This window comes from Streptomyces sp. NPDC001270 (genome assembly GCF_042896695.1).
In the GTDB taxonomy this organism is placed as follows: domain Bacteria; phylum Actinomycetota; class Actinomycetes; order Streptomycetales; family Streptomycetaceae; genus Streptomyces.
Map to the genome: position 1 here is coordinate 329,495 of NZ_JBIAXM010000006.1, position 25,213 is coordinate 354,707.

At 71.0% G+C, this 25,213-nt stretch carries 23 protein-coding genes and 1 pseudogene; 15 read left to right on the forward strand and 9 right to left on the reverse strand.

Annotation, left to right across the window (positions count from 1 at the left end; all coding sequences use genetic code 11):
• Nucleotides 1–83: 83 nt before the first annotated feature.
• The 9 genes and pseudogenes from ACFY2B_RS13390 to ACFY2B_RS13430 form a co-directional block, all read left to right on the forward strand.
• Nucleotides 84–452: pseudogene (locus ACFY2B_RS13390) on the forward strand (GntR family transcriptional regulator); the annotation flags it as partial.
• 206 nt (nucleotides 453–658) lie between these two features.
• A complete protein-coding gene (locus ACFY2B_RS13395) occupies nucleotides 659–1,582 on the forward strand; it encodes an ABC transporter ATP-binding protein (protein WP_390763251.1) in 924 nt (307 codons plus the stop codon).
• Complete coding sequence (locus tag ACFY2B_RS13400) at nucleotides 1,579–2,604, forward strand: ABC transporter permease (RefSeq protein WP_390763252.1); 1,026 nt, start codon at nucleotides 1,579–1,581, stop codon at nucleotides 2,602–2,604. The genes ACFY2B_RS13395 and ACFY2B_RS13400 overlap by 4 nt, the downstream gene beginning before the upstream one ends.
• On the forward strand, nucleotides 2,601–3,539 hold the full coding sequence (locus ACFY2B_RS13405; RefSeq protein WP_390763253.1) for a hypothetical protein: 939 nt from the start codon (nucleotides 2,601–2,603) through the stop codon (nucleotides 3,537–3,539). The genes ACFY2B_RS13400 and ACFY2B_RS13405 overlap by 4 nt, the downstream gene beginning before the upstream one ends.
• 432 nt (nucleotides 3,540–3,971) lie before the next feature.
• Entirely contained in the window at nucleotides 3,972–6,203 is a 2,232-nt protein-coding gene (locus ACFY2B_RS13410; protein WP_390763254.1) for an RNA degradosome polyphosphate kinase, read from the forward strand.
• Complete coding sequence (locus ACFY2B_RS13415) at nucleotides 6,184–7,245, forward strand: CHAD domain-containing protein (RefSeq protein WP_390763255.1); 1,062 nt, start codon at nucleotides 6,184–6,186, stop codon at nucleotides 7,243–7,245. Before ACFY2B_RS13410 ends, ACFY2B_RS13415 begins: the two co-directional genes overlap by 20 nt.
• Before the next feature lie 69 nt (nucleotides 7,246–7,314).
• Nucleotides 7,315–7,749 (forward strand): NUDIX hydrolase, encoded by a 435-nt coding sequence (locus tag ACFY2B_RS13420; protein ID WP_390763256.1) that lies wholly within the window; start codon nucleotides 7,315–7,317, stop codon nucleotides 7,747–7,749.
• Nucleotides 7,750–7,879: 130 nt separating this feature from the next.
• Nucleotides 7,880–8,746 (forward strand): hypothetical protein, encoded by an 867-nt coding sequence (locus tag ACFY2B_RS13425; RefSeq protein WP_390763257.1) that lies wholly within the window; start codon nucleotides 7,880–7,882, stop codon nucleotides 8,744–8,746.
• 91 nt (nucleotides 8,747–8,837) lie between these two features.
• A complete protein-coding gene (locus ACFY2B_RS13430; protein ID WP_390763258.1) occupies nucleotides 8,838–9,014 on the forward strand; it encodes a hypothetical protein in 177 nt (58 codons plus the stop codon).
• A 38-nt stretch (nucleotides 9,015–9,052) separates the two neighbouring features.
• Here the strand turns inward: ACFY2B_RS13430 and ACFY2B_RS13435 are convergent, their stop codons facing one another.
• Nucleotides 9,053–9,406, reverse strand: a complete 354-nt coding sequence (locus ACFY2B_RS13435) for a metal-sensitive transcriptional regulator (protein WP_390763259.1) — start codon at nucleotides 9,404–9,406, stop codon at nucleotides 9,053–9,055.
• Between the two features lie 185 nt (nucleotides 9,407–9,591).
• Between ACFY2B_RS13435 and ACFY2B_RS13440 the strand changes: the two genes are divergently transcribed.
• Both ACFY2B_RS13440 and ACFY2B_RS13445 read left to right on the forward strand, forming a co-directional pair.
• Nucleotides 9,592–10,212, forward strand: coding sequence for a DUF47 domain-containing protein (locus ACFY2B_RS13440; protein ID WP_390763260.1), 621 nt, complete (start codon nucleotides 9,592–9,594; stop codon nucleotides 10,210–10,212).
• A 7-nt stretch (nucleotides 10,213–10,219) separates the two neighbouring features.
• Nucleotides 10,220–11,218, forward strand: coding sequence for an anion permease (locus ACFY2B_RS13445; protein ID WP_390763261.1), 999 nt, complete (start codon nucleotides 10,220–10,222; stop codon nucleotides 11,216–11,218).
• Nucleotides 11,219–11,455: 237 nt separating this feature from the next.
• Here ACFY2B_RS13445 and pstB read toward each other — a convergent pair whose 3' ends face one another.
• From pstB to pstS, 4 genes are all read right to left on the reverse strand, one after another.
• Nucleotides 11,456–12,232: a phosphate ABC transporter ATP-binding protein PstB gene (gene pstB / locus ACFY2B_RS13450; RefSeq protein ID WP_390763262.1), complete on the reverse strand. Its 777-nt coding sequence runs from the start codon at nucleotides 12,230–12,232 to the stop codon at nucleotides 11,456–11,458.
• 73 nt (nucleotides 12,233–12,305) lie between these two features.
• Nucleotides 12,306–13,370 (reverse strand): phosphate ABC transporter permease PstA, encoded by a 1,065-nt coding sequence (gene pstA / locus ACFY2B_RS13455; RefSeq protein WP_390763263.1) that lies wholly within the window; start codon nucleotides 13,368–13,370, stop codon nucleotides 12,306–12,308.
• Nucleotides 13,367–14,377 carry a phosphate ABC transporter permease subunit PstC gene (gene pstC, locus ACFY2B_RS13460; protein WP_390763264.1) on the reverse strand — a complete coding sequence of 337 codons (1,011 nt, stop codon included), beginning with the start codon at nucleotides 14,375–14,377 and terminating at the stop codon, nucleotides 13,367–13,369. The genes pstA and pstC overlap by 4 nt, the downstream gene beginning before the upstream one ends.
• Nucleotides 14,378–14,514: 137 nt before the next feature.
• The gene (gene pstS, locus ACFY2B_RS13465; RefSeq protein WP_390763265.1) at nucleotides 14,515–15,651 is read right to left on the reverse strand and encodes a phosphate ABC transporter substrate-binding protein PstS; all 1,137 of its coding nucleotides are present in this window, start codon (nucleotides 15,649–15,651) and stop codon (nucleotides 14,515–14,517) included.
• Nucleotides 15,652–16,004: 353 nt separating this feature from the next.
• On the opposite strand from pstS, the gene ACFY2B_RS13470 reads away from it, so the two are divergent.
• Entirely contained in the window at nucleotides 16,005–17,585 is a 1,581-nt protein-coding gene (locus tag ACFY2B_RS13470) for an FAD-binding oxidoreductase (RefSeq protein WP_390763266.1), read from the forward strand.
• Nucleotides 17,586–17,737: 152 nt separating this feature from the next.
• Here ACFY2B_RS13470 and ACFY2B_RS13475 read toward each other — a convergent pair whose 3' ends face one another.
• The 4 genes from ACFY2B_RS13475 to ACFY2B_RS13490 all read right to left on the reverse strand — a co-directional run bounded on the left by ACFY2B_RS13475 (nucleotide 17,738) and on the right by ACFY2B_RS13490 (nucleotide 22,102).
• Nucleotides 17,738–18,448 (reverse strand): phosphatase PAP2 family protein, encoded by a 711-nt coding sequence (locus ACFY2B_RS13475; protein WP_390763267.1) that lies wholly within the window; start codon nucleotides 18,446–18,448, stop codon nucleotides 17,738–17,740.
• Nucleotides 18,449–18,667: 219 nt separating this feature from the next.
• Nucleotides 18,668–19,612 (reverse strand): NlpC/P60 family protein, encoded by a 945-nt coding sequence (locus tag ACFY2B_RS13480; RefSeq protein ID WP_390763288.1) that lies wholly within the window; start codon nucleotides 19,610–19,612, stop codon nucleotides 18,668–18,670.
• Between the two features lie 357 nt (nucleotides 19,613–19,969).
• Nucleotides 19,970–20,863 (reverse strand): trypsin-like serine peptidase, encoded by an 894-nt coding sequence (locus ACFY2B_RS13485; RefSeq protein WP_390763268.1) that lies wholly within the window; start codon nucleotides 20,861–20,863, stop codon nucleotides 19,970–19,972.
• A gap of 318 nt (nucleotides 20,864–21,181) precedes the next feature.
• The gene (locus tag ACFY2B_RS13490) at nucleotides 21,182–22,102 is read right to left on the reverse strand and encodes an oxidoreductase (protein ID WP_390763269.1); all 921 of its coding nucleotides are present in this window, start codon (nucleotides 22,100–22,102) and stop codon (nucleotides 21,182–21,184) included.
• Nucleotides 22,103–22,191: 89 nt separating this feature from the next.
• Here ACFY2B_RS13490 and ACFY2B_RS13495 point away from each other — a divergent pair, with 89 nt between their 5' ends.
• From ACFY2B_RS13495 to ACFY2B_RS13505, 3 genes are all read left to right on the forward strand, one after another.
• A complete protein-coding gene (locus ACFY2B_RS13495) occupies nucleotides 22,192–22,794 on the forward strand; it encodes a TetR/AcrR family transcriptional regulator (RefSeq protein WP_390763270.1) in 603 nt (200 codons plus the stop codon).
• Nucleotides 22,795–23,069: 275 nt separating this feature from the next.
• The gene (locus tag ACFY2B_RS13500) at nucleotides 23,070–24,392 is read left to right on the forward strand and encodes a peptidase S8 (RefSeq protein ID WP_390763271.1); all 1,323 of its coding nucleotides are present in this window, start codon (nucleotides 23,070–23,072) and stop codon (nucleotides 24,390–24,392) included.
• Between the two features lie 373 nt (nucleotides 24,393–24,765).
• Nucleotides 24,766–25,074 (forward strand): hypothetical protein, encoded by a 309-nt coding sequence (locus tag ACFY2B_RS13505; RefSeq protein WP_376533573.1) that lies wholly within the window; start codon nucleotides 24,766–24,768, stop codon nucleotides 25,072–25,074.
• Nucleotides 25,075–25,213 lie beyond the last annotated feature (139 nt).

Genomic DNA, 25,213 nt, shown 5'->3' on the forward strand with positions numbered 1-25,213 from the left:
CCGCTCGCTCGACCCGCTCGCTTGACTTCGGCGGCACGCACACACCACCCTTTCACTACTCAATTAGTGAAAGGGTGGTGGTCGTGGTCGACTACCGCATCGACCGGCACAGCGGCGTGGCCACCTATGTGCAGATCGTCCAGCAGACCAAGCAGGCCATCCGGCTGGGCGTGCTGCGACCCGGCGACCAGTTGCCCACGGCCCGTGAGGTCGTCGAGGCCACCGCCATCAACCCCAACACGGTCCTCAAGGCGTACCGCGAGCTGGAACGCGAAGGACTCGTCGAGGCGCGCCGCGGGCTCGGCACCTTCGTCCGGCGCACGCTGGGCTCCGCCCCGGCCGAGTCCCCCTTGCGCACCGAGCTGGAGGCGTGGGCGGCGCGGGCCCGGGAGGCCGGTCTCGACCGGGACGACATCGCCGCGCTCTTCACCGCCGTACTCGAAGACCACTTCGGGCAGCACGGCGCGGAAGACGGGCAGCGCACCGGAGACCGGGCCACCGGGCTGGCCGCCGAGCAGGACACCGCGGACCACACCGCACGGCACACCGGAGACCACACCGAGCGGCACACCGAAGACCCGGCCGGCGGGCCAGCCGCCCCGCACGGCGAAAGGCCCGGACGCACGGGCACCGAGCAGCACTTCCAGGGAGCACCGTCATGACGACCCACACCACAGCGGCCATAGAGGCGGTCGCGCTGGGCAAGCGCTTCGGCCGGCGAGGGGGATGGGCGCTGCGCGACTGCGCGTTCCGGCTGCCTCCCGGGCGGGTCTGCGCCGTCGTCGGACCCAACGGCGCGGGCAAGTCCACCCTGCTGTCCCTGACCGCCGGACTGCTCGCCCCGACCGAGGGCGCCCTCACCGTCCTCGGCACCGACCCGGCGCGCGCCCGGTCCCGGGTCGGCCACGTCGCCCAGAACAAGCCGCTGTACCCGCAGTTGACGATCGCCGAGACGCTGCGCATGGGCGCCGACCTCAATCCCGGCCGCTGGGACGCGGCGACCGCCGAGCGGATCGTGGCCGCGGGCGACCTCGACCCGGGCGCCCGGGTGCGGTCCCTGTCCGGCGGGCAGCACACCCGGGTCGCCCTCGCCCTGGCCCTCGGCAAACGGCCCGAACTGCTGCTCCTCGACGAGCCGATGGCCGACCTCGACCCGCTGGCCCGGCACGAGCTGATGGGCACGCTGATGGGGCACTCCGCACAGCACGGCACCACCATCGTGATGTCCTCGCACGTGATCGCCGAACTGGAGGACTCCTGCGACCACCTGCTGCTGGTCGGCGACGGCCGGATCCGGCTGGCCGGTGAGATCGACGAGTTGCTGGCCGCGCACACCCGGGTGAGCGCGCCCGAATCCGCCGACCTGGGCGCCCACACCGTCGTGGCGTCCCGGATCGCGGGCCGCCAGCTCACCGCGCTGATCCGCCCGGCCGGACCACTGCCCACCGACTGGCGCACCGGCGCTCCGGGGCTGGAGGAACTGCTCCTCGCCCATCTGCGCAACCCCGACGCCCCCGCCCTCACCACCGCGGCCCCGGCACAGGACCAGGAAGCCCAGGAGACCGAGGAGACCGCCGCGTGACCGCCCTCACCGCTCCGCCCGGCACCGCGCACGCCCCCGCCGCCCCCCGGCTGACCCGCTGGCTGCTGCGCCTGCACCGCCCCGCGCTCGTCGTCTGGACGGTGCTGGTACTCCTCTGCTCCGCCCTGCTGGTCTGGCTCGCCGGGCCGCTCACCGACGCGGCGGCGGAGGGCTGGCGGCAGTACAACGCCTGCGCGATGTCCGCGCGGTGCTCCTACGACCAGGACTCGATCCTCCATTACAAGGACGCCTACACCTACCTCACGGTGGTCGCGGGCGGGCTGCCGTTCCTGGTGGCCGCCTGGGCCGGGGGCGCGCTCACCGGGCGCGAGCTGGAGTCCGGCACCGCGCAGCTCGCCTGGGCCCAGAACGTCACCACCACCCGGTGGCTGGCCCTGCGCCTGGCCGTGCCGGCCGCCGTGGTCACCGTCGGCGCGGGCCTGTTGTTCCTGCTCCACCGCCGGGCGTGGACGGCGGGACACGGCCGCATCGACACCGCCAAGTCGTGGTACGACCTGTGGACGTTCGAGACCAACGGCTGCCTGACCGTGGCCCTGGCCCTGGCCGGACTCGCCGCCGGCGTCCTCGCGGGCGTGGTCGTGCGCCGCGCGCTGCCCGCGCTGACGCTCGGCCTCGGGCTGACCGCCGGGGTGTGGGTCCTGGCGCGGCTGCTGATGCCGCACCTGTGGCCGGCCGTCACCCAGGTGACCACCCTCGGACAGGGCTACGGACACCCCTACTCCGGGATCCAGGTCGGCCAGGGCCTGGTCACCGCGAGCGGCGGGCGCATCCCCCAGCCCGAGTGCTACGCGGCCCTGCCCGACGGCTGCGACAAGGCGTTCGAGAAGCTCGGCGCGGTCGGCTACTACGCCGAGTACCACCCGCTCTCGCACTACTGGCCGCTCCAGCTGACCACCAGCGCGCTCGTGCTGGCCGTGGCCGGTCTGTTCGCGGCCGCCGCGTTCTGGCTGCTGCGCCGCCGCACCGCGACCCCGCGGGCCGACGAACGGGTCACGGCATGAACAGCGTCAACGGCGTCAACAGCGTGAACGGCATGAGCGGGACGAGCGGCGTGAACGGTACGAGCGACATGCGCGGGACGAGCGGCATCGCCCTGGGCGGGCTGCCCCGCACCGTACTGCGCCTGCACCGCCGCGCCCTGCTCGTCTGGGCCGCCTTCGTCGTCGCGGTCACCGGCTCGCTGGTCTGGCTGACCGAGGTCACCGCGGACGCCACGCGCAAGGCCGACCTGGTCTGCCGCGCCACGGGCAGCTGCGGCGACTCCTTTCTCGCGCTCTCCTACGGTGACGCGAACCGGCTGATCGGCACGGCCCTCGGCCACGGCTTCCTGGCGGTCGCCGCGTTCGCGGGCGCCGCGCTGACCGGCCGCGAGCTGGAGTCGGGCACCGCGCAGCTCGCCTGGATGCAGGGCTTCTCCCCCCTCCGCTGGCTGACCGCCAAGCTCACCGTGCCCGCGCTCGCGCTCACCGCGGGCGGCACGGTCCTCGTCCTGGTGTACCGCTGGAGCTGGGCCGCCGACCGCGATCTGCTCGGCCACGACTGGACCTCCGCCGACGTGTTCACCGCCCGCGGCCCGCTCCTGGTGGCCTACGCGCTGTGCGCCCTCGCCGTCGGCGCGCCCGCCGGACTGCTGCTGCGCCGTTCGCTGGCCGCCCTCGGCACCGCCGTCGCGATGACGTGGCTGCTCAGCCTCGTGCTCTCCGGGGTCAGGTCGCAGCTGTGGCCGGCCGTCACGCGCCACGCGCAGGGCCGGGTCCACGGCCCGGCGCACTCCTGGTACCTGCGCTCGGGCCACGACGCCCACGGCTCCTTCGCCGTCTACCACCCCGAGTCGCACTTCTGGCCCCTGCACCTCGTGGAGACCGGCATCGTGCTGGCCGTGGCCGCGGTCGCGACCACGGCCGCCTACGCGGTACTGCGCCGCCGCACCGCCTGAGCGGCGCGGCCCACCGACGGGCCCGTACGCTCCGCCACGGCGAGCGGAGCGTACGGGCCCGTCACCTGCACGGCGCAGCACCCGACACCCGCACCCGCCGATACGCACCACCCGGCACCCGTACCCGGACCCGGACCCGCCAGGCGCTCACACCGCTCACACCCGCGCCCGTACCCGGGACACCGCCCCGCCCGCCCACGCCGTCGCGCGCTCCGCCGGACCGTCAGGACGCCGGGGGGCCGCCCCCCGCTATCCCGCACGTCATGTCTCCGTAACCAATGATTCAGACGGACTTGCGACCCTCAGTGAATGCCGACCGCCGTGCCAGAGCATTCACCGCCTCCCGAGGGGTCCGCGGGGAACGGGGCCGTGAGACTACCCCCCGCACGTTCCGACGCGCCCTTTTCCCTGGTCGCGCGGAACAATGGGGTCATGAGCCAGTCAGACACCCAGGCACCGGTCCAGCACCCGCAGCCTTCCGTGGGCTCCATAGCCGCGCACCGCTCGCCCGTCGCGGCGGCAGCGGTGTCCGACCTGGAACCCGATCTCGACGCCGACCTCGACGTCTACGAGGAGTCGCAGACCGACGGGCCCCAGCTGCCCCAGGGCCGATTCCTCGACCGGGAACGCAGCTGGCTCGCGTTCAACGAGCGGGTCCTCGAACTCGCCGAGGACCCGAACACGCCCCTGCTGGAGCGGGCGAACTTCCTGGCGATCTTCGCCAGCAACCTGGACGAGTTCTTCATGGTCCGGGTGGCCGGACTGAAGCGCCGTATCGCGGCGGGCGTCGCCACCCGCTCCGCCTCCGGCCTCCAGCCCCGTGAAGTGCTGGAGATGATCTGGGCCCGCTCCCGCGAGCTGATGGCCCGGCACGCCGCCTGCTACCACGAGGACGTCGCGCCCGCCCTCGCGGAGGAGGGCATCCACCTGGTCCGCTGGAGCGAGCTGACCGAGAAGGAGCAGGCCCGCCTCTTCACGCTGTTCCGGCACCAGATCTTCCCGGTCCTGACCCCCCTGGCGGTCGACCCGGCACACCCCTTCCCCTATATCTCCGGCCTGTCCCTGAACCTGGCCGTGGTGGTACGGAACCCGGTCAGCGGCCACCGGCACTTCGCCCGGGTGAAGGTGCCGCCGCTGCTCTCCCGCTTCCTGGAGGCCGCCCCCGGCCGGTACGTCCCGCTCGAAGACGTCATCGCCGCCCACCTCGAAGAGCTGTTCCCGGGCATGGAGGTGCTGGAGCACCACGCCTTCCGAGTGACCCGCAACGAGGACCTGGAGGTCGAGGAGGACGACGCCGAGAACCTGCTCCAGGCCCTGGAGAAGGAACTCATGCGGCGCCGCTTCGGGCCGCCGGTGCGGCTGGAGGTCGAGGAGTCCATCGACCGCGAGGTGCTCGACCTGCTGGTGCGCGAACTGAAGATCAGCGAAGCCGAGGTCTACCCGCTGCCCGGCCCCCTCGACCTCACCGGTCTCTTCCGCATCCACAGCCTCGACCGTCCCGAGCTGAAGTACCCGAAGTTCGTCGCCGGCACCCACCGCGACCTCGCCGAGGTCGAGTCGGCCTCCGAACCGGACATCTTCGCCGCGCTGCGCGGCCGGGACGTGCTGCTGCACCACCCGTACGACTCGTTCTCGACCTCGGTGCAGGCATTCCTCCAGCAGGCCGCCGAGGACCCCGCCGTCCTCGCCATCAAGCAGACCCTGTACCGGACCTCGGGCGACTCCCCGATAGTCGACGCGCTCATCGACGCCGCCGAGTCCGGCAAGCAGGTCCTCGTCCTGGTCGAGATCAAGGCCCGCTTCGACGAGCACGCCAACATCAAGTGGGCGCGCAAGCTGGAGGAGGCCGGCTGCCACGTCGTGTACGGCCTGGTCGGTCTGAAGACCCACTCCAAGCTGTCCCTGGTGGTGCGCCAGGAGGGCGAGACACTCCGCCGCTACGGCCACGTAGGCACCGGCAACTACCACCCCAAGACGGCCCGGCTCTACGAGGACCTGGGGCTGCTGACCGCGGACCCGCAGGTCGGCGCCGACCTGTCCGACCTGTTCAACCGTCTCTCCGGCTACTCGCGCCGGGAGACCTACCGCCGGCTGCTGGTCGCGCCCAAGTCCCTGCGGGACGGGCTGATCTCGCGGATCGACAAGGAGGTCCAGCACCACCGTGCGGGCCGTCCCGCCTTCATCCGCATCAAGGTCAACTCGATGGTGGACGAAGCCGTCATCGACTCCCTCTACCGCGCGTCCCAGGCGGGCGTGCCGGTGGACATCTGGGTGCGCGGCATCTGCGCGCTCCGGCCGGGTGTGGCGGGTCTCTCGGAGAACATCCGGGTCCACTCGATCCTCGGCCGCTTCCTCGAACACTCCCGGGTGTTCGTCTTCGGCAACGCCGGCGAGCCCGAAGTGTGGATCGGCAGCGCCGACATGATGCACCGCAACCTCGACCGCCGGATCGAGGCACTGGTCAGGGTCACCGACCCGGCCCACCGGGCGGCCCTCAACCGGCTGCTCGAAACCGGCATGTCCGACACCACTTCCTCCTGGCATCTGGGCCCCGACGGCGAGTGGACCCGGCACGCGACCGACGCGGACGGACAGCCCCTGCGCAACGTCCAGGAGATGCTCATAGACGCCCGGAGGCGCCGGCGTGGCACAGCAACACCTTGACCCGACGGAATCCACGGCCGGGGTGGTGACGGGAGACGCCCTCGCGGTGTACCTGCGCGCCCAGGCCACGGAGTTCCTCCGCGCACTGCGGATGCACCGGGAGACCGGTACGTCCGGCGGTGGCGCGGAGGAGTCCGTCGACGCGGCACGCGCGCTGCGCCGTTCGGCCCGCCGCATCAGCGGCAGCCTGCACACCTTCCGCCCGCTCCTCGACGCCGACTGGTCGGAGGAGATGCGCCCCGAACTGGCCTGGCTCTCCGGCACGCTGGGGCTTGAGCACGCGTACGAGGCACGGCTGGAGCGGCTGCTGCTCGCGCTGCACCGGCTGTCCGGCTCGTCGCCGTTCCCGGCCCAGCAGCTGAGCGCCGGTGCCTCCGCCCCCGGTCCGGGCCCGTCCGCGCAGGAGCGCGGCAACCTCACGGTGGGCGCGGCCAAGGCGGGCGCCCTGCTCGACCGCCAGCTCACCCTGGCCCGGACCCGGGCCCACTCCACGGCCCTCCAGGCGCTCGGCTCCTCCCGCTTCCACGCGGTGGCCGACAAGGTCGCCGTCCTGGCCAGCGAGGTGCCGCTCACCACGGCCGGCGTGAGCACCGACCTGCGGCCGGCGGCCGGTGCGGCCGAGGAGCGGCTGCTGGACGCCATCGCGGCGCTGCCGCTGATCACCGCCGGGCACCCGTACAACGCGGAGGCCCTGGTGCACGGGCTGTCCCCGGACCCCGCCCCGCACCCGCAGGACGGCCCCTGGCACCAGGTGCGGCTGCTGCTGCGGCTGCACCGCTACGCCCGTGAGGCGCTGTCCGGCGGCGGGCTCGGCGTGCCCTCGGCCGATCCGCGGATGCTCGCGGCCGGCCGGGCGCTGGACCGGCACCGGGACGCCGCGGAGGCGGCCGGCGCGGCGGCGCAGGCCGCACGCACCCCGCGGATCGCGCCCGCGACGGCGTACGCGCTCGGCGTGCTCCACGCCGACCAGCGGCACGAGGTGGAGGCCGCACGGTTCGAGTTCCAGCAGTCCTGGCAGAAGCAGACGGTCGGCGCGCCCTGACCCGCCGAACCGGCCGCCGCCGACGGTCCGGAAACCGAGGCAGCACACGGACCAGGAGGGCACACACCGGTGACCAGCACGAATGACACCACCGTTCAGGCGGCCGGCTGCGTCCTGTGGCGCCGGTCCCCGGTCGACGGCGAGGTGCAGGTCTGTCTCGTCCACCGGCCGAAATATGACGACTGGTCCCATCCGAAAGGCAAGCTGAAACACGGCGAGGAGGCACTGTCCGGCGCACTGCGCGAGGTGGCGGAGGAGACCGGCTACGCCGCCGCCCCCGGTGCGGAGCTGCCCACCCTGCACTATCTGGCGGGCGGCCGTCCGAAGCAGGTGCGCTACTGGGCGGCCGAGGCCGCGGCGGGCGGCTTCGTACCGAACCAGGAGGTGGACCGCATCCTGTGGCTGTCCCCCGCCGCGGCCCGCGCCCGCCTCACCCAGCCCCGCGACCGGGACCTCGTCGACACTCTCGTACGCCAGTTCGATCACCGGCGCCCGGCGGACTGACCCGCCCCGCCTGCCCGCCCCGGCCCGCGCCACGCCTCCCTACGCGCGGGTGCGCGTGACGGCACCCCCTACCCGTCGTTAACCGGAACGACAGGGGGCCCGTGACGGACGTACCGGGGGTAGGCAGGCGATGGATCGGCGACAGCGCAGGAAGGCGCGCGGCACGGTCGCCGCGATGGTCATGCTGGTGGCCCCGGGCGCGGGTGCCACGGGATGCGCCGTCGGCGGCGCCGCCGCCGAGGACGGGCACGGCGCGGCCGACCCGGTGGCCACCCTGCACCGCGCCGCCGACACCCTGCGCAGCGCGGGCAGCTCCCTGGCCGGCACCTCCATGGAGATGGCCGCCGGCGGCACCCGCGTCACCATCAGCGGCACCGGCGTCTACGACTACCGGCGGCAGCTCGGGCAGCTCACGGTCCTGCTGCCGCAGGACCCGACGGGGGCCACCGAGCACCGGCCGATCACCGAACTCCTGGCGCCGGGCGCGCTGTACATGAAGAACCGGGGCGCCGGGGTGCCGGCCGACAAGTGGGTCCGGGTCGACACGGCGACCCTCTCCGACGGCAACCTGGTGACGGGCGGCGCGACCGACCCGTACGCCGCCGCCGAACTGCTGCGCGGCACGCGCACGGCCCGGCTCGTGGGCCGGACCGAGGTGGACGGCACCGCGGTGCGGCACTACCGGGGCACCGCCGACCTCACCGCGGCAGCCCGGACGGCCTCGGCGGGCAACCGGGCCGCGCTGGCCGCCGCCGCGAAGGGCTTCGCCACCGCCGAGGTCCCCTTCGACGCCTACCTCGACGACCAGGGCCGCATCCGCAAGCTGCGGCAGCGGTTCAGCTTCGTCAACGGACAGCAGGGGACGGCCGTCGCGGTCACCTCGACGACGCTGCTGTCCGACTTCGGTACCGACACCGACGTACGGCTGCCGCGCCCGCAGGACATCTACGCGGGCCGGATCGCCGAGAACCAGCCAGGCAACCGGCCCGAGCGGTAGCCGCCCGGCCCGCGAACTAGCCCGTCCGTGCCATGCGCGACGTGTAGACCACTGCCTACCCTAGGAAGCCGGTGACGGCAGAGACGAGGTGATGCAGGTGGCTCCGGGCGGCGGTACGACGGTTCAGGACCACGTGGCCCTCGCCGAGATCGAGCTGTGCGGCGACCTGATCATCGCGGCGTCGGCCGCCGAGGACCGGCTCAGCCTGGAGAGCATCGACGAGGTGCTGCGGGTGGCCGAGGAGCGCGAGGCCCCGGGGCCCTTCTGAGGACCCCGGCCGGATCGCCCCGCGCCGCGGACGCCGGCTCAGGTGCGCAGCAGGCGCCCGATCGCCTTCGTCGCCTCCTCCACCTTCGCGTCAATCTCGTCACCGCCCTGGACGGCCGCCGTGGCGACGCAGTGCCGCAGGTGCTCCTCCAGCAACTGGAGCGCGAAGGATTGCAGGGCCTTGGTGGAGGCGGACACCTGCGTGAGTATGTCGATGCAGTAGACGTCCTCGTCGACCATGCGCTGCAACCCGCGGATCTGCCCCTCGATCCGGCGCAGCCGCTTGAGGTGCTCGTCCTTCTGTTTGTGGTAGCCGTGGTGCGTCACGTGCTCGCCGCTGTCCCCGAGCGGGCTCTCGGAGGGCACCGTCGCGTCGGCCTCGGTGGTCGTCATCGCGTCCTCCAGACACATACCCCTGACGGGTATATCGTAACGAACTTTGCTGGGTATAGGGCCCTTGGTACGCCCCCGTGCTGATCATCACGCCTGATGGGCGACACTGGGGAACGGCCTAGCCGTGGCCGGATGATGTGCTTAGCATCAGCCTGACCGCAACCATTGCATCCCGAGGAACCCACGTGCGTTTTCGTCTGACCCCCAGGGAGACGAGCTTCTACGACATGTTCGCCGCATCCGCGGACAACATCGTCACGGGCTCGAAACTCCTGATGGAACTGCTCGGGGCGGACGCATCCGCCCGAGTGGAGATCGCAGAGCGTATGCGGGCCGCGGAGCACGCCGGTGACGACGCCACGCACGCGATCTTCCACCAGCTGAACTCCTCGTTCATCACGCCCTTCGACCGCGAGGACATCTACTCCCTCGCGTCGTCCCTCGACGACATCATGGACTTCATGGAGGAAGCCGTCGACCTGGTGGTCCTCTACAACGTCGAGGAACTGCCGAAGGGCGTCGAGCAGCAGATCGAGGTGCTGGCCCGGGCGGCGGAGCTGACGGCCGAGGCGATGCCGAACCTGCGCACCATGGACAACCTCACCGAGTACTGGATCGAGGTGAACCGCCTGGAGAACCAGGCGGACCAGATCCACCGAAGACTTCTCGCGCACCTCTTCAACGGCAAGTACGACGCGATCGAGGTCCTGAAGCTCAAGCAGATCGTGGATGTGCTGGAAGAGGCGGCGGACGCCTTCGAGCACGTGGCCAACACGGTGGAGACCATCGCCGTCAAGGAGTCCTGAGGCGTCGATGGACACCTTCGCCCTGGTCGTGACCATCACGGTCGCGCTGTTCTTCACGTATACGAACGGATTCCACGACTCCGCGAACGCGATCGCCACCTCGGTCTCCACCCGGGCACTGACCCCGCGGGCGGCGCTGGTGATGGCGGCCGTGATGAACCTGGCCGGCGCGTTCCTGGGCAGCGGAGTCGCCAAGACCGTCAGCGAGGGCCTGATCCAGACGCCCCGGGGCTCGACGGGCATGGGCATCCTCTTCGCCGCGCTGCTCGGGGCCATCGTGTGGAACCTGGTCACCTGGTACCTGGGGCTGCCGTCCTCGTCCTCCCACGCCCTGTTCGGCGGTCTGGTGGGGGCGGCGCTGGCGGGCGGCACCACGGTGATCTGGGACGGCGTGGTCGACAAGGTCATCGTCCCGATGTTCGTGTCGCCGCTGGTCGGCCTGCTCGTCGGGTATCTGCTGATGACGGCCATCATGTGGCTCTTCCGCCGGACCAGTCCGCACAAGGCCAAGCGCGGTTTCCGGATAGCGCAGGCCGTGTCGGCGGCCGGCATGGCCCTCGGCCACGGCCTCCAGGACGCCCAGAAGACCATGGGCGTCGTGGTGATGGCCCTGGTGATTTCCGGCCACCAGACCTACGACGATCCGATTCCGGTCTGGGTCCAGCTCGCGTCCGCCGTGATGCTGTCGCTCGGCACCTACGCGGGCGGCTGGCGCATCATGCGCACCCTGGGCCGCAAGATCATAGAGCTGGAGCCGCCGCAGGGCTTCGCGGCCGAGACGACCGGCGCGTCGATCATGTTCACCACGGCCTTCCTGTTCAAGGCGCCGATCTCCACGACCCACGTGGTCACCGCGGCCGTCATGGGCGTCGGCGCGACCAAGCGCCTCAACGCGGTCCGGTGGGGCATCGCCAAGAACATCGTCCTCGGCTGGTTCATCACGATGCCGGCCGCCGCGCTCGTCGCGGCGGCGGCGTTCGGGATCGTGGACCTGGCCTTCCTGTAGACGGCCACCGAAAACATCGCAGAGAGCAGCTGACGGGGAACCCGATGGGAACCGAACACTTACGACGAGGCGGCACGGCCCACGCGGCCGGTGCGCCCACGCGCCAGGACCCGCCACCCGGGGGAGACCGCCCGGGAACAGCGAACGGGCCCGCCCCCGGAAGCCGGGGGCGGGCCCTTTTCGTCCTCGCGGTGGCACCGCCATGCAGCACCGCGAGGGGTTCGTGACCGGCGTCGATCAGCCGAAGCGGCCGGAGATGTAGTCCTCGGTCGCCTGCACCGACGGGTTGGAGAAGATCCGCTCCGTCTCGTCGATCTCGATCAGCTTGCCCGGCTGTCCGACCGCGGCGAGGTTGAAGAACGCCGTACGGTCGGAGACCCGCGCCGCCTGCTGCATGTTGTGCGTCACGATGACGATCGTGAAGCGGTCCTTCAGCTCACCGATCAGGTCCTCGATCGCGAGCGTCGAGATGGGGTCGAGGGCCGAGCACGGCTCGTCCATGAGCAGCACCTTCGGCTCCACCGCGATGGCGCGGGCGATGCACAGACGCTGCTGCTGACCACCGGAGAGACCCGAACCGGGCTTGTTCAGGCGGTCCTTCACCTCGTTCCAGAGGTTCGCGCCCTTGAGCGACTTCTCAACGACGTCGTTCAGCTCGCTCTTCTTGTAGCTGCCGTTGAGCTTCAGGCCCGCCGCGACGTTGTCGTACACGGACATCGTCGGGAACGGGTTCGGACGCTGGAAGACCATGCCGACCTCGCGCCGCACGGCCACCGGGTCGACCCCGGTGCCGTACAGGTTCTCGTCGTCGAGCATGACCTTGCCCTCGACCCGGCCGCCCGGCGTCACCTCGTGCATCCGGTTGAGGGTGCGCAGGAAGGTGGACTTGCCGCAGCCGGACGGGCCGATGAAGGCGGTGACGGTACGGGGCTCGATGGTCATCGAGATGTCCTCGATGGCGCGGAAGGAACCGTAATAGGCGCTGAGGCCGCTGACGTCAATTCGCTTGGCCATGAAGATCACTGCTTCTTTCGAGGGGGAATCTGGTCGCTGTATGGCCCCACTCGGCGGAGCCGGGGATGTCGCGTTAGCGACCGGACTTCGGGGCCTTCCAGCGGGCGATGCCGCGGGCCACGAGGTTGAGGACCATCACGAAGGCGATCAGCGTGAGCGAGGCCGCCCACGCCCGGTCGTAGGCCGCGTTCGCGCCGGCGCTCTGTGCGTACTGCTGGTAGATGTACAGCGGCAGCGACTGCTGCGCACCCTCGAACGGGTTGTTGTTGATGAACCGGTTGCCGAACACCAGCAGCAGCACGGGCGCGGTCTCACCCGCGATACGGGCGATGGCCAGCATGACACCGGTGGTGATGCCGCCGATGGAGGTCGGCAGGACCACCTTCAGGATGGTGCGCCACTTCGGGACGCCGAGCGCGAGGGACGCCTCGCGCAGCTCGTTCGGGACGAGCTTCAGCATCTCCTCGGTGGAGCGCACGACCACCGGCATCATCAGGATGGCCAGGGCCAGCGAACCGGCGAAGCCGAAGGGCTGCATCTCGAAGATCAGCATGATGCTGAGGATGAACAGACCCGCGACGATGGACGGGACACCGGTCATGACGTCGACGAAGAAGGTGACGGCCCGGGAGAGCCTGCCCCGGCCGCCGTACTCGACCAGGTAGATCGCCGTGAGGACGCCGATCGGCGCGGCGATCACCGTGGCGAGGCCGACCTGCTCCAGGCTGCCGATGATGGCGTGGTAGATGCCACCGCCCGGCTGGGAGTCGGCGACGATGCCCATCGAGTGGGTCAGGAAGTAGATGTCGAGGACCTTCACGCCGCGCGAGATGGTCGTCCACACCAGGGAGATCAGCGGCACGAGGGCGATCAGGAAGGCGACCCAGACCAGGCCGGTCGCGATGCGGTCCTTGGCCTGGCGACGGCCCTCGACGCGCATGGCGATGACGTAGGTGGCGATCAGGAAGATCAGACCGGAGAGCAGACCCCACTGGATCTTGCTCTCGAAGCCGGCACCCAGGCAGATGGCGATGGCCACGACGATGGAACCGGCGGCGATCGCCCACGGCGACCACTTCGGCAGGGTGGCACCGCGCAGCGAGCCTGCGCTCTTGTCGGCGATGGCGGCGTTGCTCATGCGTTGGCCCCCGAGTACTCCGCACGGCGCGCGATGATCATGCGGGCCGCGCCGTTGACCAGCAGGGTGATGACGAACAGGACCAGACCGGAGGCGATCAGCGCGTCACGGCCGAACTCGTCCGCCTCGCCGAACTTGCTGGCGATGTTCTGGGCGAAGGTGCCGCCGCCCGGGTTGAGCAGGCTGGCGTGGATGAGGAAGTCCGGAGAGAGCACGGTCGCGACGGCCATGGTCTCGCCGAGCGCACGGCCGAGGCCGAGCATCGAGGCGGAGATCACGCCGGAGCGGCCGAAGGGGATGACGGCCATCCGGATGACCTCCCAGCGCGTGGCGCCGAGGGCGAGGGCCGCCTCCTCGTGCATCTGCGGGACCTGCCGGAAGACCTCGCGGCTCACGTTGGTGATGATCGGCAGGATCATGATCGCGAGCAGGATGCCGACCGTGAGCATCGAGCGCGGCGCGCCCTCGTCCCAGGAGAAGAGGCCGGTCCAGCCGAAGTAGTCGTTCAGCCAGCCGAAGAGGCCGTTCAGGTGCGGTACGAGGATCAGCGCGCCCCACAGGCCGTAGACGATCGACGGCACGGCGGCGAGCAGGTCGATCACGTAGGCGATCGGGCCGCTCATCCTGCGCGGGGCGTAGTGGGTGAGGAACAGCGCGATGGCGACCGCGACCGGGACGGCGAGGAGCATGGCGATGATCGAGGAGATCACCGTGCCGTAGGCCAGGACGGCGATGCCGAAGGTCGGCGGCTGGAGCCCGGTGTTCCACTCGAAGGTGGTCAGGAAGTTGCCGTGGTCCTTGCCGATGGCGAGGGCCGCGCGGTAGGTGAGGAAGACCGCGATGGCGGCCATGACCACCAGCAGCAGGATGCCCGACCCACGGGAGAGGCCGAGGAAGATCCGGTCTCCGGGTCGGGTGGCGCCGCGGGCTCCGCGCTGCTGCGCGCCCGAGGTCGGCTGGGGGGTGGGGGGAGGGGCGTCTGTTGTGTTTTGTGTCGTTATGTCCATCGGATTCTCCGGTCTGCGGAACCGCACGCGGGATACGACTGGACGAAGCCGTACGCGCCATGCGGCTCATGGCGGCGGTGCACCGGACGGTGCGGCCCGGCCCGGGACGGAACCCGGGGCCGGACCGCACACTCAGATCAGCTGAGGCCCGAGATGGTGGTGCGGACCTTGGAGATGATCTCGGCGGGGATCGGGGCGTAGCCGAGACCCGCGAGCTTGCCCTGACCCTCCTCCGAGGCGATGTAGTTCAGGAACGCCTTGGTGGCGGGCAGGGTGTCCGCCTTGTTGCCCTTGTCACAGGCGATCTCGTAGGTGACCAGGGTGATCGGGTAGGCGCCATCGGCCTTGGTCTTGTAGTTCAGTTCGAGCGACAGGTCCTGGCCCGTGCCCACGACCTTGGCGTCGGCGATCGCCTTGGAGGCGGCGTCGCTGCTCGGGGCGACCGGCGCACTGGCACCCGTGTCGATGCTGACGGCCTTCATGCCGTCGGCGACGTAGGACAGCTCGAAGTAGCCGATGGAACCGGGGGTCTGCTTGACACCGGCGGCCACACCCGAGGACTGGGCGGCGGCCTGGCCACCCGGGGCCTGCCACGCCTTGCCACCGGAGTACTTCCAGTCCGCCGGGGCGGCGGCCTTCAGGTACTTGGTGAAGTTGTCCGTGGTGCCGGACTCGTCCGAGCGGTGGAACGCCTGGATCTTCGTGCTGGGCAGCTTCGCGCTGGGGTTCAGCTTCTTGATGGCCGCGTCGTCCCAGGTCTTGATCTTGCCGTCGAAGATCTTGGCGAGCGTCGGGGCGTCCAGGACCAGGTTGTCCACGCCGTCCAGGCTGTAGCCGACCGCGATCGGGCCGCCGACCATCGGCAGGTCGATGCCCTGGCCGCCGGAGCAGACCTTCTTGGAGGCCGTGACCTCTTCGGGCTTCAGCGCGGAGTCGGAGCCGGCGAAGGCGAGCTGGCCCTGGGTGAAGGAGGTGACACCGGCACCGGAGCCGCCCGCCTTGTAGTTGATCTGCACACCGCACGCCTGCGAGAACGCGGCCACCCAGGCGTCGATCGCGTTCTTCTGCGCCGAGGAGCCGTCCGACAGCAGCTGGCCCTTGGCGTCGTCACACTTGATGGAGCTGGCGTTGGCCGACGCCGAGGACGAGGACGAGTTGTCGCTGGAGCCGCCGCTGGTGTCGTCGGAGCCGCACGCCGTCAGGGCCAGGGCGCCGGAGACGGCGACAGCACCGAGGGAAAGGGCGCGCAGCCGGTTCTTGCGCTGAAGCTTCACTTTCGGGAGTTCCTTCCGAGGAGCCGCCACCGTCGGCGGCGTGCGAGGTCGTCGTGGTGCGCTTGTGCGCTCATGCCGCACTCCGCACCGGGTACGGCCGAAATTAGGCAGAACAGGTGAAGCCGCCGATGGCCATAAGTGAATGGAAGGTGAACCCCTGTCATCGGCCCGGTAAGGTCACGGAACGCTTACGGGGAGGCCACATCGAGGTCCCAACGCCATATCGGTACAAGGTGGCCCACGCAAGGACATGACCGGACGAGTACCGTGCATGCATACGTTTGCGACGGCCGTGGAACTGTTCGAGTCGGCACTCCGTCTCGTTCCACGAAAGCCGATGAAGGGCAAGGGGCATGGAACGGCGTACGTTCATTTCGCATAGCGCGGCCGCGGTGGCGACGGCCGTCGGGGTGGCAGGGTGCTCCGGCGCCGGGACCCCGGCAGCCGGTTCTACGACGAGCGCGTCACGCACGCCCCTCGGCACCACATCCTCCCTCACCTCGGTGAAGACCACCAGCGCAACACCGCCCGCCGACTGGAGCGCCCTCGCCCGCGATCTCGACGGACCCCTCATACGTCCCGGGGACGCGTCCTGGAACACGGCCCGCCTCCTCTACAACACCCGCTACGACGGGCTGAAGCCCGCCGCGGTGGCCTATGTCTCCCACGCGGACGACATCCGGACGTCGCTCGCCTACGCCAGGGCGCGCGGCCTGCGGGTGGCGATACGCAACGGCGGCCACTCCTACGCGGGCTGGTCGTCCGGCAACGGGCGCCTCGTCATCGACGTCTCCGAACTGAACCGGATACGGGTGAGCGGCGGACAGGCGGTCGTCGGCGCCGGCGCCAAACTGATCGACGTCTACCGCGGCCTGACCGCCAAGGGCGTGACGATACCGGCGGGTTCGTGCCCCACGGTCGGCGTCTCCGGCCTCACTCTCGGCGGCGGCCACGGAGTGGTCTCCCGCGCCTACGGCCTGACCTGCGACAGCCTGACCGCGGCCACCCTGATCACGGCCGACGGCAAGCAGCTCACCGCCGACGCCCGGACCAACAAGGACCTCTTCTGGGCGCTGCGCGGCGCCGGCAACGGCAACTTCGGCGTCGTCACCGAACTGCACTTCGCCACCCACCCCGCGCCCCAGGCCGTCTCCGGCTATCTGACCTGGCCGTGGTCCAAGGCCGCCGCCCTGTTCCGGGCCTGGCAGGAGTGGGGCCCCGACCAGCCCGACGAGATCTGGTCGGCCCTGCACCTCGACCGCTCCACGGCCGGGGCCCTCACCGTCTCCCTGTCCGCCTTCTCCCTGGGCACGTACGGCGAACTCCAGAACGCCGTGGACCGCCTCGCCGCCCAGGTGGGCGCCGACGCGTCGAGCGTGTCCCTGCGCCGCCGCGGCTACGAGGAGGCGATGGAGATCTACGCGGGCTGCTCGTCCTTCTCCAGCGCGGCCCAGTGCCATCTGCCCGGCTCCACCCCCGGCCGCTCCCCGCAGGGCGCCCTGGGCCGCGACACGTACGCCGCCCGCTCGGACTTCTTCGACCGGTCGCTCTCGTCGGCCGGCATCCAGACGCTCCTGAACCAGATCGCCGCCGCGCGCGGCGGCCCCGGCAGCATCGCCTTCACGGCGCTCGGCGGCGCGGTCAACCGGGTCGCCCCCACCGCGACGGCCTTCGTGCACCGCCGCTCGCGCATGCTGGCCCAGTACTACGCGTCCTGGCCGGCGGGCTCCTCGGGCACCACGATCCAGTCCTGGCTGACCCGGGCCCACGACGCGATGAAGCCGTACGCCTCCGGCGCGGCCTACCAGAACTACACGGACCCGACCCTGAAGGACTGGCGCAGGGCGTACTACGGCGATGCCGCGAGCCGGCTGGCCCAGGTGAAGAAGCAGTACGACCCGGACCGCTTCTTCACGTTCCCGCAGTCGCTGTGACCATCTGACCGCGGTCGCTGTGACCATCCGACCGCCGGCCGTTGTGACCGCCCGAAAACGATCTCTACGCTCGCCTGACCGCGGTCACCGTGATCGCCTGACCGCGGTCACCGTGGTCGTCGTCCGCCGAAGTCGCCGTACCGGGCCGTCCGTCAGGCGGCGAGGTCCCGCTCCTCGGACGGCGCCGGCTTGCGGGCGCCCGGGACCACCGCCTCGCCCCGGTCGGCCACCGGCCCGCGGCGCCGGATCAGCCACCCCGTCCACGACGACCGCGCGACCGCCTTCGTCACCGGCGTGAGCAGGGCCGTGGCCAGTGGGGACAGCAGCAGCACGACAGCCGTGCCGAGCGCGAAACCACCGACGACGTCCGTGGGGTAGTGCACACCCAGGTAGACCCTGCAGAAACCTTCGAGCAGAGCCAGCCCGATCCCGGCGATCCCGAACCTGCGGTTGGCCACGAACAGCCCGACCCCGAGCGCCATGGTGATCGTCGCGTGATCGCTCACGAACGAGTAGTCGGTCTTGCCGGAGACCAGGACGTCCAGCCCCCGGTGGTCGAGGAAGGGACGGGGCCGCTGCACGAACCCCCGGATCGGCACGTTCACCAGGACCGCGACACCGGCCGCGAGCGGCGCCCACACCAGCGCGGCGACCGACGAGGCGGCCTCGTCCTGGCTGCCGGAACTGCGGCGCACGGACCACCAGCACCACACCACCAGCAGCACCATGACGACCAACAGCCCGTACTCACCCACGAACTCGACGATCCGGTCGAACCACCCGGGCGCGTCCTTGGCGAGTCCGTTGATGTCGTAGAGCAGGTCGACGTCGGGGTTCGAGCCGGATTCGGCAAGTACAGCCATGGTGCGCTGGCCCCTTCGTCGTTCTCGCGGACGCACGTCCCGTGCGTCACCGCTGCCCACCCCCGTGGTGTGTAGATGTGCGCACGCGCGGTCCGCCCGACTACGTCATCAGGAACGCACGGCCCTCATTGATACGTTCCACACTCCACCGAATGATCACGCAGACGTTATCGAAGAGAGACTCATCGCCGCAGCTCAGGGGGTAGGTTCACACTCGGTTCATACGGTCGTCGGGAGCGCTTTCGCGCCATCCGCGGTGACCCGGGTGGCGCCGAAATAGTCCGTCCCGTCGATCGGGTCGAACCGGATCACGGCCCCCGTCCGCGGCGCGTCGATCATGTAACCGCCGCCCACGTAGATCCCCACGTGGTGGATGGCACGGGAATCGGTCGGATCCTTCGAGAAGAACACCAGGTCGCCCGGGAGCAGTTCGTCCCGCCCCGGGTGCGGACCGGCGTTGTACTGGTCGTTGGCGACCCGCGGCAGCTTGATCCCCACACTGTCGTACGCGGCCTGGGTCAGCCCCGAGCAGTCGAACCGTCCGCCCTGCTGCGCGGTGCCGGTGCCGCCCCACAGATAGGGAGTGCCGAGCTTCTCCTGCGCGTAGGCGATGGCGCCGGCCGCCTGCCGGGACGGGTCGACCCGGGTCACGGGCGCGGCGAAACTCTTCTCCAGGGTGCGGATCGTCTTGACGTAGTTCTGGGTCTCACGGATGGCCGGAACCCCACTGGCCGCTATCACCCGGTACGCACCCGCGTTGTACGCGGCGAGCATGTTGTCGCTGATGTTCCCGGGCACGTCCTTGACGTACTTCGCGAGTTCGCAGTCGTACGACGCGGCCGACGGGATCGCGTCGCTCGGATCCCAGATGTCGCGCTTGCCGTCGCCGTTGCCGTCGATGCCGTGCGTGGCCCAGGTGCTCGGGATGAACTGCGCGATACCGCGGGCGTCGGCCACGCTGACGACGTTCGGGTCCCAGCCGCTCTCCTGGTACAGCTGGGCGGCGAGCAGCGCGGGGTTGATGGCGGAGCACAGGTTGCCCCACCGCTGCACCAGTGCCGAGTAGGCGGCGGGCACGGCGCCCTTGGCCAGCCCGATGCTGCCCGCGCCGACACCGCCCGCCAGGTTCCCGGCCACCATGTACACCCCGACGACCAGCAGCATGACAAAGCTCAGCCCGAGCCCGACCGCCGCCCCGCCGACCACCCATACTTTCCGCACGGGTCAACACTCCCCCATACAGCGGCCGTTCATGACCATTTCCGCCAACCGTGCCGTCATGTCACAGCAAACCAGACACCGCCGACCGACACCCCGCCCCGGCCGTCACTGCCCCGAACCACCCTTACCAATACCCCCAGTTGGCCCACCCTCAAGCCCCACCACGACCGACGGTCTCGCGGCACGGCCGACCGGTCCCGCGGCACGGCCGACCGGTCCCGTCGTACGGCCGGACGACCGAAGCCGCCGTACCGCCGTCCTCGGCGGCCCCGGTCGGCGTCCGCGTCCCGCGGCCCCGCGTCACCCGCCGCGCACCGCGTCCTGGTACAGCTCCGCCACCTCCGCCCCCAGGGCCACGCTGTAGGAGACGTCCGGGGTGGAGCCCCCCTCCTCGTGCCCGCCCAGGACGCCGACGACCTCGTGGTCCCCGTCGACCCAGGGGCTGCCGCTCGTGCCGCCCGTGAAGCCGGGGCACGCTATGCGCTGCTGGGTACGGCTCTGCGCGGACGGCCGGTTGGAGCAACTTATCGGCACCTCGCCGGAGTCGGGATAGCCGGTGACGGTCACCGCGGTCGCCCCGATCGCCATCCCCGTCACCAGCCGGTTCGCCCCCACGACAGCCTCGACCCGCTCCCCCGCACCCGCCCCGTCCCCCTTCTCCCCGTCCGCCTTCTCCTTGCCCTTCTCCTTGCCCTTCTCCTTGCCCTTCCCCTCGCCCTTCCCCTCGCCGTCCGCCTGCTCCGCCACGACCGCGAAGGCCACGTCGCTGTCCTCGTCCTGCCCCTGGGACCACCGGTCCGGCAGGTACCGCCTGCCGACCTTCCACAGCCCGTACGGCGCCTTCCCGTCCCGGTAACCCGGCGCGAAGACGAGGTCGGACCTGTCCCCGCCCACACAGTGCGCCGCCGTCACGATGAGGTCCCCCTGCGGGCTGTGCACGACGGAGGCGGTGCAGTAATGCCCCTTGGCGAGAGGGGACACCCGGTCGGCCGGAAACAGCGCCCCGACCCGCGCGCTCTCCGCGTCCGCGGCAGCCGTCACGGTCACGCCGAAGGGCCCGGGCCCGGCGTCGACAGCGGCTGCGGAGGCCGACATGACGGCCAGCAGCACCATGGCTCCGAACAGAGCCACGGACGACGCGCCTGAGGTGCCCGAGATGCGTGAGATGTGCGAGATGCCAGGGGTGCGCTTCATCAGGCCCCACTTTGTCCGACGAAGGTGAGAATCGGTCCCCGTCTTGGCTCAGTTTTTCCTGTGAGCTTCGGCCCGCGCCCGATCGCCGCCCGGCCGCCGACCGGCCACCGGACCCGGCCCGACCTCAGGACCGCAGAGCCCGACCTCAGGACCGTACGGCAGTCCTCACGACCGTACGGCCCGCCCTCGGGACCGTACGGCTACGGAGCCCCCGTGCGCACCCCTACACACGGCGCTCCCCGGACCGGCCGGCGGCAAACTCCCGTACCGGTACCCACCCCCGCCCGACCCGGAGCCGGTCACTCCCCGGGCCCCGGATCACTCCCCCAGCACCCCGGCCCCCAACGGACATTCCACCCCCGTCAGTTCCTCCGACACCGTCCACAGGCGCCGTGCGGTGGCCGGATCGCTCGCCGCGCTCGAACGCCCCACCAGCGTCGGTGCGCCCCGCATCTCGGCGAGCCCGCCCGGACCCACGTAGCTCGCGCCGGGCAGGTCCTGGGTGGCGGCGTAGAGGGTGGGGAGGGCGCCGCCCCTGTCGTCCTGGGCGAAGAACCGGTTGCCGACCAGCAGGAACGTATGGACGAACCGGTTCCCGGTGTGGCTCTGAAGGTTGGTGGCCGCGTAACCGGGGTGGGCCGCGAGGGCGCGGACCCGGGAGCCCGCCAGGGCGAGGCGGCGCTGGAGTTCCAGGGTGAACAACAGGTTCGCCAGCTTGGACTGGGCGTAGGCGCCGCGCGGGGTGTAGCCGCGGGTGAAGTTCAGGTCGTCGAAGCGGATCCGCGCATGACCCCAGCGGTGGGCGCCGGAGGAGACGGTGACCACCCGGTCGGTGACGTACGGCAGGAGCAGGTTGGTCAGCGCGAAGTGCCCGAGGTGGTTCGTGCCGAACTGCATCTCGAAGCCGTCCCTGGTCCGCTGCGGGGGCAGCATCATCACGCCGGCGTTGTTGATCAGCAGATCGATCGGATCCCGCCAGTCCGCGCCGAACTCGCGCACGGAGGCGAGGTCGGCCAGGTCCAGGCGGCGCACCTCGGTGCGGCCGGACACCCGCGCGGCGGCGGCCCGGCCGCGCGCCACGTCCCGGACGGCGAACACCACGTGCGCGCCCGCCCGGGCCAGCGCGTCCGCCGCGGTGAACCCGATGCCGCTGTTGGCGCCGGTGACGAGGGCCAGCCGGCCGGTGAGGTCGGGAAGACGGGTCGTGTCCCATCCGGTCGTTTCAGTCGTCTCAGCCATGCCCCCAAAGTAGGCACCGCCAACAATGATGTCAACGACAACAATGGTGACGGCGCCACCAAAGATGGCATCGTCAACATCGAGTTAGGATGGCCGGCATGCCCCCGACCCGCCCGTATCACCACGGAGACCTGCGCGCCGCGCTCCTGACCAGCGCCGAGCGCACCCTGCGGGAGAGGGGGGCCGCCGCGCTGTCACTGCGCGAGCTGGCCCGCGAGACCGGCGTCAGCCACGCCGCACCGGGCCGGCACTTCAAGGACAAGCAAGCCCTGCTGGACGCCCTGGCGCTCACCGGGTACGAGCGGCTGACCCAGGCACTGGAGGCCGCCGACCGCTCCGGCCCCGCGCTCGAACCGCGGCTGGCCGAACTCGGCCGCGCCTACCTCGGGTTCGCCATCGACAACCCCGAGCTGCTGGAGCTGATGTTCACCCGCAAGCACGACCCCGACAGCTCGGCACTGCTCGCCGCCGCCGCCGAGCGGTCCTTCGGGTCCCTCATCCAGGTGTTCACCGAGGCCCAGGAGCGGGGGGAGATCGTCCCGGGCGATCCCGAGCGGCTCAGCCTGGTCGCCGCCGCGAACCTGCACGGCCTCGCCGCGCTGGTCGCCAACGGCACCCTGGACGCGGAGGCCACCCTGGCCGGCATCGCCGACTCCGTCCACCACCTCATGCACGGCCTGCGCCCCCGCTGACCCTCCCCCCTCCCTCCGTAACTCCCCCACTCATCCTGTGAGTTGCGCAAAGCCGCAACCACCCGCGCCCCATCCGGGCGCCATCGGGAAGTAACGCGCACCCCCGCTTCGGTATGGCGGAAGTCAGGATTCCGACCGCCAGGTGTTGTCGCGTACCCAACAAGGAAGGGTCGTACCGGACCGCCGTCCGTCGTCGGCGCCTCGCACCGACGGCACCGCACCCGCACGTACCGCTCCTGCTCCACCCCCACACCGAAGCACCAGGAGGCTGCACGATGCGCATGACCCACCCGCGCCCGACCCCCGGCAACAGAGCCGCAGCACAGGGCAGATGGCGCCGCACAGGCTCCGCGGTCGCCGCCACCGCCGCGCTCGTCCTCGCCGGTCTCGGCACCGCCGCCCACGCCGACGCCGCGAGCACCCCGCCGCAGGCGAAGGTCACCTGGACGAACGCCTGCGCCACCCCCGCGAAGGGCAAGATGGCCTGCAAGGCACTCCGGGTCACCGGCGGCGTCACCGCCTTCCAGCGGGCCGAGGCAGCGGCGGACGGCGTCACCCCCCCCCAGGCCGTCGACGCCGCCGCCCCGTCCGGCTACGGCCCCTCCGACCTCCAGTCGGCCTACGGCCTGACCTCCGCCGCCGCCTCCAACGGCGCGGGCGAGACCATCGCCATCGTCGACGCGTACGACGACCCGAACGCCGAGGCCGACCTCGCCAAGTACCGCTCGAACTACGGCCTGACCGCCTGCACCACCGCCAACGGCTGCTTCAAGAAGGTCAGCCAGACCGGCTCGACGACCTCCCTCCCGTCCGCCGACGCCGGCTGGGCCGAGGAGATCTCCCTCGACCTCGACATGGCCTCCGCCATCTGCCCGAACTGCAAGATCCTGCTCGTCGAGGCCACCACGCCGACCATGGCCAACCTCGGCACCGCCGTGAACCGCGCCGTCACCCTGGGCGCGAAGTACGTGTCGAACAGCTACGGCGGCGGCGAGTCCTCCGCCGACACGTCGTACGACTCCTCGTACTTCAACCACCCCGGCGTCGCCATCACCGTCAGCGCGGGCGACAGCGGCTACGGCGCCGAATACCCCGCCGCCTCCCGCTACGTGACATCCGTCGGCGGCACCGCCCTCGCGAAGTCCTCCACCAGCCGGGGCTGGACCGAGTCCGTCTGGAAGACCACCAGCACCGAGGGCACCGGCTCCGGCTGCTCCGCCTACGACGCCAAGCCGAGCTGGCAGACCGACACCGGCTGCACCAAGCGCACGATCTCGGACGTCTCCGCGGTGGCCGACCCCGCCACCGGCGTCTCGGTCTACGACTCCTACGGCATCACCGCCGGCTGGTACACGTTCGGCGGCACCAGCGCCTCGTCGCCGATCATCGCGGGCGTCTACGCCCTCGCCGGCACCCCCTCCAGCGGCAGCTCCCCCGCCTCCTTCCCGTACGCGAAGGCCGGCACCTCGGCCCTCAACGACGTGACGAGCGGCAACAACGGCTCCTGCAGCCCCAGCTACCTGTGCACCGCCCAGTCCGGCTACGACGGCCCGACCGGCGTGGGCACCCCGCAGGGCGTCTCGGCCTTCACCGGCTGAACCCGACCGCGCCCAGGGGCCCCGGCACCCGCCGGGGCCCCTCCGTCATGCCCGCCCGCACCCCGGCCGCCGCCCCGCCCATTTCCCCGCACGTGAGAACATCGTGACGACGTCTCACCCGACCGGCCGTCACCAACCGTGCCAGGTCGTAAAAGGGGTCAACGAGGGAACTACACGACAGGTTCCGCTCAGGCCTCATTGCCCGGCGTGACCTGCCGTGATACACAGAGTGACCGTACGTGGTATTCGTACGAAACCCGCCAACCAATGACGTCAAGTCGACATGCGACAGCGTCATCGTCGGCGACAATGAGGTCTGACCTCTGCACACCGCAGGGGATAGCGGAACTACCCACCAGGGGCGGTGACTTACATGCTCTTCGCGGCCGACAAAGGAGACATCAACACCATCATCGGCGGGATCGCTCCGGACTGGGGCCCCTTCGGCAGCCTGGGCAACGAGGCGAAGACGATGATCCAGGTGGTGATGGCCGTCGCCATTCTGATCTGCCTCGGCATCGCCGTCTGGGGCGCGGCCAAGCAGCGCATCGGCGCGACAGCCCTCCGGGACACCTTCAGCGCCGAACAAGGCAAGGGCCTCATCGTCGCCGGTCTGACCGGGGTCTTCATCATCGGCTCACTCGGCACCCTGTTCACCATCGTGTACGGCATGGCCGTCTGACCGGACGCCCCCCGTCCCACCTCCCTGTCCGCCCCGGGCGCGCCCGGTACCCCCTACCCCACCCGCCCGCAGTGCCCACCGGCTGAGGTTGCGTTTCCCTGATGTCGACTCACCACACCGCGCCCGCGCGGGAACCAGC

Coding starts and splice junctions, on each gene's coding strand:
- ACFY2B_RS13495 (WP_390763270.1), top strand. CDS start 22,192: ATGGCCGGCATGCCCCCGACCCGCCCGTATCACCACGGAGACCTGCGC.
- ACFY2B_RS13435 (WP_390763259.1), bottom strand. CDS start 9,406: ATGACGACCACCGAGGCCGACGCGACGGTGCCCTCCGAGAGCCCGCTC.
- pstC (WP_390763264.1), bottom strand. CDS start 14,377: ATGGACATAACGACACAAAACACAACAGACGCCCCTCCCCCCACCCCC.
- ACFY2B_RS13425 (WP_390763257.1), top strand. CDS start 7,880: ATGGATCGGCGACAGCGCAGGAAGGCGCGCGGCACGGTCGCCGCGATG.
- ACFY2B_RS13500 (WP_390763271.1), top strand. CDS start 23,070: ATGCGCATGACCCACCCGCGCCCGACCCCCGGCAACAGAGCCGCAGCA.
- ACFY2B_RS13410 (WP_390763254.1), top strand. CDS start 3,972: ATGAGCCAGTCAGACACCCAGGCACCGGTCCAGCACCCGCAGCCTTCC.
- ACFY2B_RS13430 (WP_390763258.1), top strand. CDS start 8,838: ATGCAGGTGGCTCCGGGCGGCGGTACGACGGTTCAGGACCACGTGGCC.
- ACFY2B_RS13405 (WP_390763253.1), top strand. CDS start 2,601: ATGAACAGCGTCAACGGCGTCAACAGCGTGAACGGCATGAGCGGGACG.
- pstA (WP_390763263.1), bottom strand. CDS start 13,370: ATGAGCAACGCCGCCATCGCCGACAAGAGCGCAGGCTCGCTGCGCGGT.
- ACFY2B_RS13475 (WP_390763267.1), bottom strand. CDS start 18,448: ATGGCTGTACTTGCCGAATCCGGCTCGAACCCCGACGTCGACCTGCTC.
- ACFY2B_RS13505 (WP_376533573.1), top strand. CDS start 24,766: ATGCTCTTCGCGGCCGACAAAGGAGACATCAACACCATCATCGGCGGG.
- ACFY2B_RS13480 (WP_390763288.1), bottom strand. CDS start 19,612: ATGCTGCTGGTCGTCGGGGTGTACATGGTGGCCGGGAACCTGGCGGGC.
- ACFY2B_RS13395 (WP_390763251.1), top strand. CDS start 659: ATGACGACCCACACCACAGCGGCCATAGAGGCGGTCGCGCTGGGCAAG.
- ACFY2B_RS13485 (WP_390763268.1), bottom strand. CDS start 20,863: ATGAAGCGCACCCCTGGCATCTCGCACATCTCACGCATCTCGGGCACC.
- ACFY2B_RS13490 (WP_390763269.1), bottom strand. CDS start 22,102: ATGGCTGAGACGACTGAAACGACCGGATGGGACACGACCCGTCTTCCC.
- pstB (WP_390763262.1), bottom strand. CDS start 12,232: ATGGCCAAGCGAATTGACGTCAGCGGCCTCAGCGCCTATTACGGTTCC.
- ACFY2B_RS13445 (WP_390763261.1), top strand. CDS start 10,220: ATGGACACCTTCGCCCTGGTCGTGACCATCACGGTCGCGCTGTTCTTC.
- ACFY2B_RS13470 (WP_390763266.1), top strand. CDS start 16,005: ATGGAACGGCGTACGTTCATTTCGCATAGCGCGGCCGCGGTGGCGACG.